Source organism: Bordetella genomosp. 8, assembly GCF_002119685.1.
GTDB lineage: Bacteria > Pseudomonadota > Gammaproteobacteria > Burkholderiales > Burkholderiaceae_B > Bordetella_C.
Genome location: NZ_CP021108.1, coordinates 4,916,993 through 4,932,564, shown reverse-complemented (window position 1 = coordinate 4,932,564; position 15,572 = coordinate 4,916,993). Strand labels below are relative to the sequence as shown.

11 protein-coding genes are annotated in these 15,572 nt (G+C 64.9%); 9 read left to right on the top strand and 2 right to left on the bottom strand.

The genetic code is table 11. From position 1 onward, the window contains the following. Position 1 precedes the first annotated feature (1 nt). From CAL12_RS22305 to CAL12_RS22265, 9 genes are all read left to right on the top strand, one after another. Positions 2-1,183: an efflux RND transporter periplasmic adaptor subunit gene (locus tag CAL12_RS22305; RefSeq protein ID WP_232464600.1), complete on the top strand. Its 1,182-nt coding sequence runs from the start codon at positions 2-4 to the stop codon at positions 1,181-1,183. A gap of 12 nt (positions 1,184-1,195) precedes the next feature. Then, a complete protein-coding gene (locus CAL12_RS22300; RefSeq protein WP_086066619.1) occupies positions 1,196-4,456 on the top strand; it encodes an efflux RND transporter permease subunit in 3,261 nt (1,086 codons plus the stop codon). Position 4,457: 1 nt separating this feature from the next. Then, entirely contained in the window at positions 4,458-5,954 is a 1,497-nt protein-coding gene (locus CAL12_RS22295; RefSeq protein ID WP_086066618.1) for an efflux transporter outer membrane subunit, read from the top strand. A gap of 171 nt (positions 5,955-6,125) precedes the next feature. Beyond that, positions 6,126-7,316, top strand: coding sequence for a sensor histidine kinase (locus CAL12_RS22290; protein ID WP_198298300.1), 1,191 nt, complete (start codon positions 6,126-6,128; stop codon positions 7,314-7,316). Positions 7,317-7,324: 8 nt separating this feature from the next. Beyond that, positions 7,325-7,999: a response regulator transcription factor gene (locus CAL12_RS22285; RefSeq protein ID WP_232464599.1), complete on the top strand. Its 675-nt coding sequence runs from the start codon at positions 7,325-7,327 to the stop codon at positions 7,997-7,999. A gap of 139 nt (positions 8,000-8,138) precedes the next feature. Continuing rightward, positions 8,139-8,525, top strand: a complete 387-nt coding sequence (locus tag CAL12_RS22280; RefSeq protein WP_086066615.1) for a response regulator transcription factor — start codon at positions 8,139-8,141, stop codon at positions 8,523-8,525. Positions 8,526-8,567: 42 nt separating this feature from the next. Further along, positions 8,568-9,875, top strand: a complete 1,308-nt coding sequence (locus tag CAL12_RS22275) for a paraquat-inducible protein A (RefSeq protein ID WP_086066614.1) — start codon at positions 8,568-8,570, stop codon at positions 9,873-9,875. Continuing rightward, a complete protein-coding gene (locus tag CAL12_RS22270; RefSeq protein ID WP_086066613.1) occupies positions 9,868-11,499 on the top strand; it encodes a PqiB family protein in 1,632 nt (543 codons plus the stop codon). The genes CAL12_RS22275 and CAL12_RS22270 overlap by 8 nt, the downstream gene beginning before the upstream one ends. After that, complete coding sequence (locus CAL12_RS22265; protein WP_086066612.1) at positions 11,496-12,152, top strand: PqiC family protein; 657 nt, start codon at positions 11,496-11,498, stop codon at positions 12,150-12,152. The genes CAL12_RS22270 and CAL12_RS22265 overlap by 4 nt, the downstream gene beginning before the upstream one ends. Here the strand turns inward: CAL12_RS22265 and CAL12_RS22260 are convergent. Together CAL12_RS22260 and CAL12_RS22255 are read right to left on the bottom strand one after the other, a co-directional pair. Then, positions 12,109-13,806, bottom strand: a complete 1,698-nt coding sequence (locus CAL12_RS22260) for a TrkA C-terminal domain-containing protein (RefSeq protein ID WP_086066611.1) — start codon at positions 13,804-13,806, stop codon at positions 12,109-12,111. The genes CAL12_RS22265 and CAL12_RS22260 overlap by 44 nt on opposite strands. 27 nt (positions 13,807-13,833) lie before the next feature. Continuing rightward, on the bottom strand, positions 13,834-15,534 hold the full coding sequence (locus CAL12_RS22255) for an aspartate:alanine exchanger family transporter (RefSeq protein WP_086066610.1): 1,701 nt from the start codon (positions 15,532-15,534) through the stop codon (positions 13,834-13,836). Between the last annotated feature and the right edge of the window lie 38 nt (positions 15,535-15,572).

The window sequence follows — 15,572 nt, the reverse complement described above, 5'->3', positions numbered from 1 at the left end:
CATGGACGCCCGGATACGCCTGGCGCTCGCCGCCACCCTTCTGCTGCTGGCGGCCTGCGACAAGCCCCCGGGCGGGCCCCCGCCTGAGCCCGTCGCGGTCACTGTCCTGACGGTCGTGCAGCGGGATACGCCTGTCCAGTTCGAATTCACGGCGCAGACGCAAAGCTCGCGGGAAGTCGAAATCCGCGCTCGCGTCGATGGTTTCCTGGACAAGCGGGTGTATCAGGAAGGCGATCTGGTGAAGGAAGGACAAACCCTATTCCTGATGGATCCTAAACCGTTCGAGGCGGCGCTGAAGACGGCGAAGGGGCAACTGGCCCAGCAGCAGGCCCGGTGGACCGTGACGAAGGCGAATCTGGCGCGGGTTCGTCCGCTGGTGGCGGCCAACGCCATCAGTAAAAAGGACCTGGACGATGCCGTCGGCAACGAGCAGGAGGCCGCGGCTGCCGTCATCTCCGCCCAGGGACAGGTCCAGACGGCGGAATTGAACCTGGGCTATACGGTGATCAAGTCCCCGCTTACCGGTTTGTCCAGCTTCGCCCAGCAGCAGGACGGCAGCTATCTCACCGCCGGTCCCGGCGGCCTGCTTACCCACATCTATCAGCTGGACCCCATGTGGGTGAATTTCAGTATTTCCGAAAACGAGCTGCTGGCCTATCGGGACCAGATCGAGAAAGGGCAGCTGCGCTTCCCCGAACGCAAGGACTTTGACGTCCGCGTCGTGCTGGCGGACGGCACCGTTTATCCCTCCATCGGACACATCAATTTCGCCAACCCGGCCTTCAGTTCCCAGACCGGGACCTTCCTGGTGCGCGCGTCGTTCGCGAATCCGGATGGCGTCCTTCGTCCCGGCCAATTCGTCCGCGCGCGCGTTTCCGGCGCCGTGCGCCAGAACGCGGTGCTGGTCCCGCAAAGGGCGGTACTACAGGGTTCGAAAAGCCATTTCGTCTGGGTGGTGGATGCGGATGCGAAAGCGCGGCAGCGGGTGGTCGAAGTCGGGACCTGGCATGGCGATAACTGGTTCGTCACCGATGGCCTGAAGGCGGGCGAGCGCATCGTCGTCGACGGCGCGTTGCGCGTCGTAGCCGACATGCCTTTGAAAATAACGGGAGAAGCGCGCCTGGAGGGCCCAGGAGGAAACAAGGACATCGAGCCGCCTCCCGACAAACGCGAGAAGAACTGAGCGGGCGGGCGTATGAATATCTCTCATTACTGCATAGACCGGCCGATTTTCGCGTCCGTCATCTCCATCGTCATCACGCTGGCCGGCGCGGTCGCCATGCTCGCGCTCCCCGTCGCGCAATACCCCGAGATCACGCCGCCGCAGATCACCATCAGCGCCACCTATCCGGGCGCCAACGCGGATGTGGTCGCCAACAATGTCGCCGCGCCCATCGAGCAGCAGGTCAATGGCGCGGACAACATGATCTACATGAATTCGTCCAGCTCTTCGACGGGGAACCTGACGATCAATGCATTCTTCCAGATCGGCACCAACCCCGAGCTGGCGCAGGTGGATGTGCAGAACCGAGTGAACCTGGCCTTGCCGCAGTTGCCGACCTCCGTAACGGCCCAAGGTGTGCAGGTGCAGAAAAAGTCATCGGCGTTCATGATGGTGATTGCCATCTATTCGCCCACCGAGCGCTACGACGCGACGTACATCGCCAACTACGCCAACATCTATGTGCTGGACGCCATCAAGCGCATTTCCGGCGCCAACCAATCGGCCATCTTCGGCACGCCGGATTATGCGATGCGCATCTGGCTCAAGCCCGACCGCATGGCGCAACTGGGCGTGACCGCGGGCGACGTACAGAAAGCGGTCAGCAATCAGAACCAGCAGTTCGCGGTCGGCCGCATCGGGCAGTCGCCGACCGCCGGACCCGTCGAGCAGTCGTTTCCCGTGACGACGACGGGCCGGCTTGCCGAACCGGCGGAATTCGACAACATCATCATCCGGGCGGCCAGCGGCGGGGCATCCATCGTGCGCCTGCGCGACATCGGCCGTGCCGAGCTGGGGCAGAAGGACTATTCGATCCGTAGCCGCTACCAGGGCAAGCCGGCGACGGTCATGGCGGTCTACCAGCAACCGGGGGCGAACGCCCTGGAGGTATCCAAGCAGGTGCGTGCCATGCTGGCGCAGTTGAAGAACTCCTTCCCCGAAGGGCTGGATTACAGCATCGCCATGGATACCACGGAGTTCACGCGAGCCTCGATTTCGGACGTGGTCCATACCTTCTTCGAGGCGCTGGTGCTGGTGGTTGTGGTGGTGTACGTCTTCCTGCAGAGCCTGCGCGCCACCCTGATCCCCATCCTGGCGGTGCCGGTGTCCATCATCGGCACGTTCAGCGGCATGCTCGCCCTGGGCTTTTCCATCAACATGCTCACCCTGTTCGGCATGATCCTCGCGATCGGCATCGTGGTGGACGACGCCATCGTGGTCATCGAAAACGTGGAACGCAACATCACCGTGCATCAGCTGGACCCCAAGTCCGCGGCCAAGCGGGCCATGGATGAAGTGGCGGGCCCGGTGGTGGCGATCGTGCTGGTGCTGTGCGCGGTATTCGTTCCAGTGGCATTCCTGGGCGGCATCACGGGCCAGATGTACAAGCAGTTCGCGATCACCATCGCCATCTCCGTGATCATTTCCGGGGTGGTGGCCCTGACCTTGTCGCCAGCGCTGGCCGCCTTGCTGCTCAAGCCGGGCCATCATGAGAAAAAAGGGTTCTTCCGATGGTTCGAAAATGCATTCGCGCGAATGACCGAACGGTATTCCTCGGCCGTGAGGGCAGTCATCAGGCACTTCCTGATCGGCCTGCTGGTATTCGCCGGCATGGTGGCGATGACGGTGGTCATGATGCGCGCGGTCCCGACGTCGTTCCTGCCCCCGGAAGACCAGGGCTACCTGCTGGGCGCGGTCATCATGCCCGACGCCGCCAGCCTGGACCGCACGGGCGGGGTGTCGAAGCACGTCACCGATTACTTCCTGCAGCAGCCAGCCGTCAGCAGTGTCGCCATGGTGGACGGCTACAGCCTGCTGGACAACCAGAACAAGAACAATGCGGCGACGTTCTTCATCGGCTTCAAGGGCTTCGACGAGCGCTACAGCTCTGCGAACATCAAGACCCAGAACGCCCGCGCCGTCATCCAAGGCGCATACCAGAATCTTTCCAAGGTGCAGGAAGGAATCATTCTGCCGGTGAACCCTCCCGCGATACCCGGCCTGGGCACCACGGGGGGCACGGAAATGTGGATCCAGAGCATGGGCGATGCCACCATCACTCAACTGGCGGCCGTGGTGGACCAGTACATCGCGAAGGCCAGGCAGCGGCCTGAGCTGGCACGTATCACTTCCACCTTCAACGCATCGTCGCAGCAGCTGCAGGTGGAAGTGGACCGCGACAAATCGGAAACCCTGGGCGTGCCGATCGAGGAAGTGTATAGCGCCATGCAGACCATGTTCGGCTCGCTTTACGTTTCGCAGTTCAACCGGTCCAGCCGCTTGTGGCAAGTCATTCTGCAGGCCGACGCGCCGTATCGGCTGCGGCCGGAGGACCTGGAGCAGATTTTCGTTCGCAGCAAGACAGGCACGATGGTGCCGCTCAGGTCCGTCGTCACCAGCCGGTTCGTCACCGGTCCGGACCTGCTGACACGCTTCAATAATTTCCCCGCGATCAAGATCACCTGCGATGCGGCGCCGGGATACAGCACCGGGCAGGCCATCGCCGCGCTCGAGGCTGTGGCCGCTGAAGTGCTGCCGGCGGGCTATGGTACGGGATGGAGCGGAGAGGCTTTCGAGGCGCGGCAGGCCGGCGGCACGTCGGCCCTGGTGTTCGCCTTCGGCCTCATCATGGTTTTCCTGATCCTGGCGGCGCAGTACGAGAAATGGAGTCTGCCGCTGGGTGTGCTGCTGACGGTGCCCTTCGCGATATTCGGCGCCCTGGCCGCGACCATGCTGCGCGGGCTGGATAACGACGTGTATTTCCAGATCGGGCTGACGATGCTGGTGGCGTTGGCGGCGAAGAACGCGATCCTGATTTTCGAGTTTGCCGTACTGAACCGGGAGGCGGGAAAGTCCGTCCACGATGCAGCGCTGATCGCGGCGGGGGAGCGTCTGCGCCCCATCGTCATGACTTCGCTGGCCTTCATCCTGGGCTGCGTGCCGCTGGCCATCGCGACCGGCGCATCGGCCAATAGCCGGCATTCCATCGGCACGGGCGTGATCGGCGGAATGCTGGGCGCCACTGTCATCGCGGTCTTCTTCATCCCGATGTTCTTTTATGTGCTCGAACGAATGTCGGAGCGGAAGGGGGGCGGCAAGAAGACGCCCGGGCCGGCGTCCGATACGGAAGCTTCGCCGGTGGCGCCGCCGTCCGCCGGCCCGCCGGCGCAGCCGCGCGGAACCGGGGCGGGCGGGACCGCCCTGGGCCCGACCGCCAAGCATCCTGGTGACTGACATGCGCGCCCTGGCCACATCGGTCGTCATTGTCGTCGCGCTGGGCGGCTGTACGTTGGGACCGGATTACCAGCGGCCGGAAGTGCCGGTGCCCGCGTCTTTCCGTTTCAGCGATAAAGATGCACGGCAGATCGTGGATACGCGTTGGTGGGCGCAGTTTGGCGATCCCCAGCTGAACGGGTTGATCACCATTGCGCTGGCGGAGAACAAGGATGTGAAGATTGCGGCGGCGCGCGTCGATCAATACCTGGGCCAGTTCGAGACCACCCGCGCCCTGCTGTTCCCGCAAATCGGCGCTGGCGTGGATGCGCAGCGCCGGCGGTTGCCGCTCGGCGCGGCAGGCCGGCCCGAAGGCGTCGACACGGTCTTCAACGGGTTTTCCGCTTCGTTGTCGGCGTCCTGGGAGCTCGACGTGTTCGGCGGTCTCCGGAGGCAGACCGAAGCCGCGCGCGCCGCCCTGCTGGCCACGGAAGAAGGGCGGCGCGCCACGATACTGACCCTGGTGACATCGGTGGCCTCGAGTTACGTGAATCTGCTGTCGCTGGACAGGCAGCTGGACATCGCCCGGGCAACCACGCAAAGCCGGGCGGAATCGGTGCACGTATTCGAGCTGCGGTTCCAGTACGGCGAGGTATCCGAGATGGAGCTGGCGCAGAGCCGCTCCGAATACGAGGCTTCCCTGGCCACTATCCCGCAGCTGGAAATGCAGATCGCGCAACAGGAGGACGCACTGTCGGTGCTGTTGGGCCACAATCCGGCGGCTATCGCACGAGGCCGCGGGCTGGACGGGCTGGTCCTGCCTGTCGTACCGGCCGGCTTGCCGTCGGAGCTCCTGGTCCGCAGGCCCGACTTGCGGCAAGCCGAACAGAACCTGATCGCCGCCAACGCGCTGATCGGCGCGGCGCGCGCACTGTACTTTCCGTCGATCTCATTGACGGGCCTGCTCGGTACCGCGAGCGGACAATTCTCCAGCCTTTTCACCGGGCCGTCCAAGGTATGGAGCTATGTCGGCTCGGCGACCGTACCGATCTTCACGGCGGGCTCCATCGCGGGGCAGGTCAGGCAGGCCGAAGCGCAGCGGCAACAGGCCTTGTACCAGTACGAGAAAGCCATACAGGTCGCGTTCCAGGAGGTCTCCGACGCACTGGTGAGCCTGCAGAAGACCAAGGAAGCGCAGGTGGTGCAAGGGCGGCAGGTCGACGCCCTGCGCACCTATGCGCATATGGCCCGGTTGCGTTACGAAGGGGGCTATACCAGTTACATCGAGGTGCTCGATTCGGAACGTAGCCTGTTCAACGCCCAGCTGGCCTATGCCCAGACGCAGGGATACGTGTTCGCGGCCATGGTCAGGGTTTACAAGGCGATGGGAGGCGGCTGGGTCGAGGACGCCGAGCAAATGAGCCAGCTCGGAATGAGCGGCGGCGAGGAAGCCGTCGTGGCGCCAGCGGCAGATCAGGGCGCGGCGGAGGCCGCATCCGCGGCGCCGGCGTCCCGATAAGGCGGGGCGCACCGTTCGCGGATGGTGTCTCATAGGCTAAATCCTCGTCGGACCTTTACCTGCACCATGGTTGGGCGTAAGCTGTACGTCAGCTGGACCATGGCAGCGGCGGCTCCCCGGTGACGGTGTCCCCGCTCCGGTTGGATGGACTCCACACGGGAGCGTGACCTGATGGTTATCTCCAACGATAAGGTTTCTCCGGCTGCGTCAAGGACCAACCCGAGCCGGCGCTCAGGTGCCCGGATGCACCGTGGCGAAATGTCGGTCGGCCTGCCGGGCGCGCCAGCGGCGCGCCGCACGGCTCCGTGCGATGACGACAACCTGCACGCGATCCTGGACCTGCTGCCGTTCGCCGTGCTTTGCGCCGATCGGCACAAGGCGATCCTCCACGCGAATCCCGCCGCCGCCGCGCTATTCGGCTATCCCCTCCAAGTCTTGAACGGCACCCCGGCCGGCGCATTGCTGCCGCGATGGGCGTCGGACACCGACGGCGAAACGGTGGCCCGGCGCATGGACGGCACGGAGTTTTCCGTACGCCTCTCTGTCGCGCGGCCGTCCGAGGGCACGGCCTGCGACTATCTGATGACGGTGACCGACCTGACCGTGCAGCAGGAACTGGATGGCAATCGATGCGCGCTGGTTCATCTGTCCCGTGTGTCCACCTTGGGGCAGCTCGCGGGCTCGCTGGCCCATGAGCTGAACCAGCCGCTGACGGCCATACTGAGCAACGTACAAGCGGCGCAGCGTCTCATCGACATGGCGCCCGACCTGGACGCGCTGCGCGAGATCCTGGACGACCTGGTCAAGGACAATCGGCGCGCCAGTGAAGTGCTCCGGAAAATACGCCTGCTGGTCAGGCCCGGCGACCGTGAAACCGAGCCCGTCGACCTTCCGGATCTCATCGATGACGTCGTGCTGCTCCTGCATAGCGATGCGATCGTACGAGGCATACGGCTTTCCGTGAACGTCGCCGCGAGATTACCGCCGGTGTCCGGCGACAAGGTGCAATTGCAGCAAGTCGTCTTGAATCTGGTCCTCAATGCCTTCGAAGCGCTGGCGCCGCGGCCGTCGCCCGAGCGGATGGTGACCATCGAAGCCATGATGGCCGATGAGGGCACGGTGCGTATCACCGTGCGCGACCGCGGCTGCGGCTTCACCAGCGATACGTTGCCTCGGCTCTTCAAGCCCTATGTCACCTCCAAGCGCGAAGGCCTTGGGCTGGGCCTGTATATCAGCCGCTCGATTGTCGAACTGCACGGGGGCCACATATGGGTAGAACAGAACCAGGGGCAGGGCGCGGCGATTCATTTCACCTTACCGGCCATTATGCGGGGGCGGCGCCGGAGCGCCAGCCGGACCTGAGTTGGCAGGTGCAATGCTGTGCTTCGATCCCCGCCCGGCGCGAGGCCGCCGCCGCGGGCGTCGTTTTCCTGGTGGACGACGATGCCGCCGTCCGCTGCGCGCTGGCCCGGCTGATCGCCGTCGCCGGCCATCGTGTAATGACTTTCGACTCGGCATCCGAGTTCCTGGATCACCGTTATGACGGCCGCACGCCGGCCTGCCTGGTCCTGGATGTCCGCATGCCAGGCGTGGGCGGACTGGATCTGCAGCGCGAACTCAATGCCGCGCGCGCCCCGCTGCCTATCATCTTCATCACCGGACACGGTGACGTCGCCACCACGGTACAGGCCATGAAAGAGGGCGCGAATGATTTCCTGACCAAGCCGGTCGAGGAATCCGCGCTGCTGCGCGCGGTGGACCAGGCGCTATGCCGTGCGGCGAGTGACCTGCATAAGCGGGCGGAACAGGACTTGATTCGGCATCGCCTGGACCGGCTCACACCGCGCGAGCGCGAAGTGCTGGCCTTGCTGGTACAGGGGCGCCTGAACAAGCAGGCCGCCTACGAGCTGGGCATTACCGAGAAAACCATCAAGGTGCATCGCGCGCACGTGATGGAAAAGATGAACGTCCATACTCTCGTCGAGCTGGCGCGCGCCGCCGACAAGGCAGGCGTCGCGCTGCCGGCCGCTTTCGAGCGGCCCTGAGCCGCATCGTCTCATGTGCGCCCGCGGGCACATCCACGACTTGGACCAAGGTCCAATACCGGGCCCCGCGGGGCCGACCTAAGCTAGGGCCAACGTCGTTTACGCTACGTGCGCGGCACCGACCAGGGAAGCCTTCCCCATGAACAATGCGAAGCCGCTCGTCGCCATCGTGGATGACGACGCTTCGGTATGCCGCGCAATCAAGCGGCTGCTGTCTTCCGTCGGCGTGGCGGCGGATACGTTTGCGACGGGCGACGCGTTTCTGGAGACCTATGAATCGATTCCGTCCTATCGGCCCGCATGCATCGTCCTGGACATGCAGATGCCAGGATTGAACGGGCTGCAGGTGCAGCAGCGGCTGGCCGATAGCGGCATTCCGGTGGTATTCATCACGGCGCATGACGAGGCGGACGTCCGCGAGCACGCCCTGTCGGGCGGTGCCGCAGCCTATCTGCGCAAGCCTTTCAATGACGATGTATTCATCCGAGCCATCAAGGCGTCCATCCGGTCGGATGGCGACGAATAGCGACGCCGGAACCTGGCCGGCGGCAACCGGACATGAAACACCATGAGCAGCACCGGCCTTGCTTCCTGCCACGAATGCGATCTGCTCCAGCGCCCGTCGTCGCCGCCGCCGGGCGGCACCGCCCGCTGCCGCCGCTGCAACGCCGAGCTCTATCGGAACCTTCCGGACAGCATGGACAGATCGCTGGCCTACGCGCTCGCGGCCTTGGTGTTCTTTGCCATCGCCAATGCCTTTCCCATCCTGGGCCTGAAAGTCAGCGGCAACATCGTCCAGACCACGTTGTTCGGCGCGGTACGCCTGCTGTACCTGGACGGCATGTGGCCGATCGCCGCGCTGGTGCTCATCACCACCCAGTTGATGCCGCTGGTCAGGATCCTGGCCGTGCTTTATCTGCTGCTTCCCCTGCGCGTGCGGCGCGTACCGCCGCGTCCTCACCTGGCTTTCCGGATCCTGCAGTCGTCCCGTCCATGGAGCATGACCGAAGTGCTGACCTTGGGCATCCTCGTCGCGCTGGTGAAGCTGGTGCACCTGGCCAGCGTGGTGCCGGGCATCGGGCTTTGGACGCTGGGCGCGGCCATGGTCTTCATCGTCGCCATGGCGTTGGCGTTCGATCCGGACGATGCATGGGCGCGGATCGCCGCCATGCGGCAGGCGGGCCGGCAGGACCGGCCGGCATCCGGCGCCGGGCTCGTGGCGGCAGCCGCGCCCGCCGGAGAAACAGGAGTTGCCGCGCCGACCGCCGCGGCGGCGGGCTTGTTCGTCTGCCACGAGTGCGGTCTGCTTTCCAGGCCGTCGCCCGGCGCGCACGATGGCGACTGTCCGCGCTGCGGGGCCCGCGTGCACTTCCGCAAGCCGGCAAGCATCGCACGGACCTGGGCTTTGCTGCTGGCGGCCATCGTCCTGTACGTGCCGGCCAATGTGCTTCCCGTGATGTACACCAGTTCGCTGTTCGGCGCGCAGAACGACACCATCATGAGCGGCGTCGTCTACCTGTGGGTCTCGGGGTCCTGGCCGCTGGCGATCATCGTCTTCATCGCCAGCATTGCGGTGCCCATGCTGAAGATCCTGGCATTGGGATTCCTGGCGGTCACCGTGCAATTCCGCTGGTGGCGCATGCCTCTGAGGTGCACACGCATCTACCGCGTTCTGGAAGTCGTTGGACCGTGGTCCATGCTCGATATCTACGTCATCGCCATCCTGGTCGCGCTGGTGCAATTCAGCGCGCTGGCAACCATCAAGGCAGGACCGGCGGCGATTGCGTTCGGCGCCGTGGTGGTCTTGACGATGCTGGCCGCGCATGCCTTCGATCCCCGTCTGCTCTGGGACCGAACGGAGAACGTCCATGCCTGAGCCGCCTGGAGTACGCCCAGGCGCCGAGGACCATGCGGCGCTTCCCGAAGCCTTGACCAGGCCGCCGTCACGGCGCGGCGCGCTGCTCGTATGGGTGGTGCCGCTGGTGGCGGTGCTGATCGGAGCCTGGCTGGCGGTGCAATCGATCATGGAAAAAGGACCGACCATCACCATCAGCTTCGCCACGGGAGAGGGCCTGGAGGCTGGCAAGACCAAGATCAAGTTCAAGGACGTCGATATCGGCGTCATCAACGGCGTCGATCTGGCACCGGACTACAAAAGCGTCATCGCGACGGCGGACCTGGCCAAAAGCGCCGCCAACCTGCTGGTGGACGATACGCGCTTCTGGGTCGTGAGCCCGCGCATCTCTGGCGGTTCCGTATCGGGGCTGAATACCTTGTTCTCGGGCGCCTACATCGCCATGGACAGTGGCTCACAGACGAAAAAACGCCGCGATTTCGTGGGCCTGCGGGAACCGCCTGTATTCACCAGCGACGTCCCCGGCCGTGAATACGTGCTCAAGAGCGAGAGCCTGGGCTCGCTCGACGTCGGCGCGCCGGTTTTCTTCCGTCGCCTGCAAGTGGGGCAAGTCGTGTCCTATGCCTTGGACCCGGCGGGCAATGGCGTCACGGTACGGATCTTCGTCAACGCGCCGTACGACCGCTACGTCAAGGTCGATACCCGCTTCTGGCACGCCAGCGGGGTCGATGTGTCGCTGGACGCGAGCGGCGTGAAGGTCAACACGGAATCCGTGGTGGCCATCCTCAGCGGCGGACTGGCATTCCAGAGTCCGCCGGCGGCGGCCAACGCGCAAGCCGCCGATGCGGACACGCAATTCCAGCTGTTCCAGAATCGCGCCGAGGCGATGCAGCGCAAGGATGCCATCGTCGACACCTATGTCTTCAATTTCCAGGAATCGGTACGCGGGCTGGCCATCGGCGCCCCTGTCGATTTCCGCGGCATCGTCATCGGCGAAGTGTCCGGCATCTACACGCGATTCGATCGGGCCAGGCGGGAATTCAGTATTCCGGTGGAGGTCAAGCTGTATCCGGAGCGCTTCACGTCGCGCTACGAATCCGGTAAGGGGGGCGGACGTCTGGGCGACGATCCCCGCGAGATGGCGCGTTGGCTGGTGGACAATGGCTTGCGCGGCCAGTTGCGGACGGGGAATCTGCTGACGGGGCAACTCTATGTCGCCATGGATTTCTTTCCGAACGCGCCCAAGGCGACGGTGAATTGGGAAAGCGGCCGCCCCGAATTGCCTACCGTTCCCGGCAACCTGCAGTCGCTGCAGGACTCGATCACGGGCATCGTGGACAAGGTCAACCGCCTGCCGCTGGACGATCTGGCGAAGGACGTACGCCAGGCCATGAAGGACGCCAGTGCCTTGATGAGAACGTTGTCCAGGAATGTCGCGCCCGACGCGCGCGCCGCGCTGGTGGCGGCGCGTAGCGCCTTGGAGTCGGCCAGCCGGTCCATGCAGCCCGTCCCGTCACTGGCGCAGAGCACGACCGAAACCATGCGCGAACTTTCCAGGACGGCGGCCGCCTTCCGCGCACTGGCCGATTATCTGGAGCGCCACCCCGAGGCCTTGGTGCGTGGCAAGGCGGAGCCCCGACCATGAAATGCCCACGTCCGGCCCCGGTACTCCTGGTGGTCTTGCTTTGCGCCTGCGCATCCTCGCCGCCCGCGCGCTTCTACACCTTGCATGCACAGAGGGGCGATGGCGCCCAGGCGCAGCCAGCCGCGGCCGGCGATGCGCCGCGCGTACACATGTTCGATGCCGCGACCCTGTCCATCGTCATCGACGAAGTCCGCGTGCCGGAGATCGTCGACCGGCAGCAAATGGTATTGCGGACCGGGCCCGCCGAGGTCAGGGTGGATGAATTCGCCCGATGGGCCGAGCCGCTGAAACAGCAGATCGCGGGTGTCCTGGCGGCCGATCTGGCACGGACCTTCCCGGGGGGAGTGGTCTCCACCTCGCCGCAATGGGCGGGACAGGAACAGTCCTTTCACGTGTCGGTGGATGTGCAGACCTTCGAATCCGCGCAGGGTCGAGCCGCAACGATCGTCGCGCTGTGGACGGTGCGTCCGCCGGACGGCGCCGCGCCTGGCCGCGGGCTTACCACCATACAAGAGTCGGTGCGCGGACAGGACTACGAGGCCCTGGTCGATGCGCACAGTCGCGCGCTCGCGAATGTCAGCGCCGACATCGCGCAGGTCATCGCGGCTCTCAACCGTGCGCCAGCGTCGCCACGACGGCGCCCGCCGTCGTAAGCAGGATGTTCGACGTGGCGTAGGGCACGGTGTATCCGAGAACGGCGATTTTGCTCCCCGCTTTCTCCTGTACCGCCGCCAGGGCGGCGGTGAATGTCTGGGCGCCGGCGAGCGCGCCGAGCAGCAGCAGCGGATTCATCCTGAGCACATGGCGCCCCACCAGAAAAGCCGCCACCAGGGGCGCCAAGGTCAGCATCACGCCGGCCAGGATGATGCCCGGCCCCAGCGTCATGGCCGCATGGACGAATTCTGGCCCGGCCTGCAGGCCGGCGCCCGCCACGAAGACGGCCAGGCCGAAGGTCGTCATGAAATCCAGGGCCGGTCGCGGTATTTCTCCCAGCCGGGGCCAACCCGTGCGCAACCAGCCACATAGCAGGCCGGCCAGCAGTACGCCCACACTGGATCCGAGCGTCAGCCTGAACGCGCCGATATCGACATAGGGAAGCCCCATCACGATGCCGACGACTATCCCGAACCCCAGCGTCGACAACCGGGTCGCGCTGCTGGCCGGAACCGGATGGCCGATTTCTTTCGCTGCGCGCTGGACGGCCTGCGTGGGGCCTATGAGTTCCACCACGTCGCCCCGGCTGAGCCGGGTCGATGTGCCGAAGGGGATGTCCTGTCCGCCGCGCGTCAAGGAACGCATGCCTACGCTGCGCACGTTCAGGGTCTTGTCGGTGAGCAGCTCCTGCAGGGTCGGACCGATCAGGGCGGAATTGGCGACGATGACCTTGGCGATGCAGATCGGGAAGTCCAGCAATTCCTGTTCGTGCAGTTCCCGGCCGAAGAGCGGCCCGGCCGAGACCAGCGCCTCCGTGCGGCCGTACAGCACGAGCTCATCGCCGTCCGCCAGCGTGACGTCCGGCCGGACGTCGATATCGTGCCCGCCGCGCCGGATGCGCTCGACGAAATAACGATGTTCGCCCGCCCCACGCTCGGCCTGGTCGACCCGCCGGCCCGTCATGGCGCTTCCCGGTGCGACCACGTACGCCCGGACCGCGAATCGCTGGTAGCCGGAGAGCAGGCCTTCCACCCCGGTCTTGATGCCGTACTGGGCTTCGAGCAAGGCCGACTCGCGGCGCAGGTCGAGGCGCAATATCCTGGGCGCGATGATGCTGATGAAGACTATGCCGCCGATGGCGCCGAAGACGTAGGTCAGCGCGTCGCCCACGACGACGTGGCTGACCAATATCCGACGCATTTCCAGTGACACGGGCAGGTTCATGATGGCGTCGGTGGCGGTACCCATCGCTGACGATTGCGTCAGCGCGCCGCTGAACACGCCAGCGGCCAGCCCTGCGTCCAGGCCCATTATGCGACTGATGGCCACCGCCAGCGAGACGCTGGTTGCCACGACCACCAGGGATAGCACCATGGGCTTCACGCCATCCCGCTTGAGGGCCTGGAAGAACTGCGGCCCAGCCGAGTAGCCGTTGGCGAACAGAAACAGGTAGAAGAAGCTCCAGCGCAATTCCCGGTTGATGTCGACGCCGGCCTGGCCGATGACCAGGCCGGCGATCAGTGCACCCGTCACGGTTCCGAGCGAAAGGGAGCCGAACCGGATGTTGCCCAGCACATAGCCGATGGGAACGGCCAGGAACATCGCCAGCTCAGGCGATTTGCGCAAGACGATGACCAGCCAGTCCAAGGACATCTATGGCTCCCGCGCCGCAGGCATTGCTCAATGCGCCATGAGCATGGCGAAGTACCCGAATATCGTCAGCAGCACGCCCGATATCGCATAGGCGACAGGAAAGCCCATCCAAGGCACCGAACTGTCGATTTCCTTTGCCGCTTCCCGGCACGGACCCGAATGGCTGCGCGCACCCGCGGTCACGCCCATCAGCACGGCGGGATTGGTCTTGAGCAGGTGGTAACCGATGGCCCAGACGATGAAGGGGGGCACGGTACAGGCGACGAAACCGACCAGGAATATCTTGAGCGCAATCGCGCCCGTCAACTGTTCGAGCAGCGTCGCGCCGGCGTTCAGGCCCACGATGGCCACGAAGACGACCAGGCCGAGATCCTCCAGGATATTGCGCGCGGCGTTCGGCGTGCTGCCGAAGAAGCGCAGCCGCGACGAAATGGACGCCACGATAATGCCCGATACCAGCAGGCCGCCGGCATTACCCAGCCCCACCTTGCTCCCGAACGCGGGAAACTCGATCTTGCCGATGAGGAAGCCCAGTATCATGCCGCTCGCCAGCGTCAGCAGATCGGTTGCCGTACTGGGCCGGGCAATGATTCCGAACAACTTCCCAGCCTGCTGCACCGCTGGCTTCAGGCCCGTGACGTACAGCACGTCGCGCTTTTTCAGCGTGGTCTCCAGGCCCATCGGCACCGGCACGCCGGACCGCTCGATCTTGGTCAGCTGCACCTGGCCCGCGATGTCGGCGTCGCGGAAGGACTTCAGCGGCTTGCCCACGACGTCGCTGGACGTGACCAGGATTTCCGCCTGATCCAGCGGGACATTGAGCGCTTTCGGGTCGGCGACCTCCGGGCCGATCAGGCCCATCTTGTCCGTCAGCACTTCCAGGCGTCCTCCCAAGGCCACGATATCGCCCTGCTGCAACACCAGCTCCGCGTCCGCGCCCAGCGATTGGTCGCCGCGCCGTACGTTCACGACGCGGTACTCCGGGTTCGCTTCACGGAATTTCCGGATGCTCATCCCCGCCGTTTGCGGGTTTTCGAGCCGGTATGCGCGCAACCCGCCCGCGCGGTAGCCGGACAGGCCCGCGTCGTCGACATTGCGCACACCGACTTCGTCCTCGTATTTCCGGGCGGCGGCCCTGGCGTCCACGCCCCACCAGCGCGGCAGGTATTTCACGATGAGAATGATGCCCACCGTGCCCCAGATATACGTAATGCCGTAGGACAGCGCGATCATCCCGGTGGCGGCCTCGCGCGTCATGCCGGCCGGCAGGTTGACGACGCCATCGGAGATGGCCTGCTCGGCCGACCCTATGGCCGCGGACATGGTTTGGCTGCCCGCCAGGATGCCGCCCGCGGTGCCCACCGGCAGATCCGCCCATTTCACGCCAAGCACGACCAGGGTCAGGCCGAGCACCGGCGCCAGGATGGCCAGGAAAGTAAAGCCTATGCTGTCGCGGCCCAGGCTATTGATGAAGGAAGGCCCGACACGCAGTCCCACGCCGTACATGAACAGGTAATAAAAAAGCAGCCGCACGAAGTTGTCCAGCTGCAACTTGACCCCATAGGTCGACGCCCATATGGAGAGCACGGCGCCGACGATCACCGCGCCGGCGACCATGCCCAGTCCATATCCCTTGATCGTCACCCGCCCCAACCATACCGACAGTCCAACGGTGAAAAACAACAGTATGTAGGGGCTGCTTTTCAGAAACTCAAAAAACCACTGCATGGCCGTTGCTCCCTGGTTTTTGTTGAAGGAAGGTGGGC

What these genes read in the sequence shown, in the direction of transcription:
- CAL12_RS22295 (WP_086066618.1), top strand. Translation starts at nt 4,458, where the DNA reads ATGCGCGCCCTGGCCACATCGGTCGTCATTGTCGTCGCGCTGGGCGGC.
- CAL12_RS22275 (WP_086066614.1), top strand. Translation starts at nt 8,568, where the DNA reads ATGAGCAGCACCGGCCTTGCTTCCTGCCACGAATGCGATCTGCTCCAG.
- CAL12_RS22270 (WP_086066613.1), top strand. Translation starts at nt 9,868, where the DNA reads ATGCCTGAGCCGCCTGGAGTACGCCCAGGCGCCGAGGACCATGCGGCG.
- CAL12_RS22265 (WP_086066612.1), top strand. Translation starts at nt 11,496, where the DNA reads ATGAAATGCCCACGTCCGGCCCCGGTACTCCTGGTGGTCTTGCTTTGC.
- CAL12_RS22255 (WP_086066610.1), bottom strand. Translation starts at nt 15,534, where the DNA reads ATGCAGTGGTTTTTTGAGTTTCTGAAAAGCAGCCCCTACATACTGTTG.
- CAL12_RS22300 (WP_086066619.1), top strand. Translation starts at nt 1,196, where the DNA reads ATGAATATCTCTCATTACTGCATAGACCGGCCGATTTTCGCGTCCGTC.
- CAL12_RS22280 (WP_086066615.1), top strand. Translation starts at nt 8,139, where the DNA reads ATGAACAATGCGAAGCCGCTCGTCGCCATCGTGGATGACGACGCTTCG.
- CAL12_RS22305 (WP_232464600.1), top strand. Translation starts at nt 2, where the DNA reads ATGGACGCCCGGATACGCCTGGCGCTCGCCGCCACCCTTCTGCTGCTG.
- CAL12_RS22260 (WP_086066611.1), bottom strand. Translation starts at nt 13,806, where the DNA reads ATGTCCTTGGACTGGCTGGTCATCGTCTTGCGCAAATCGCCTGAGCTG.
- CAL12_RS22290 (WP_198298300.1), top strand. Translation starts at nt 6,126, where the DNA reads ATGGTTATCTCCAACGATAAGGTTTCTCCGGCTGCGTCAAGGACCAAC.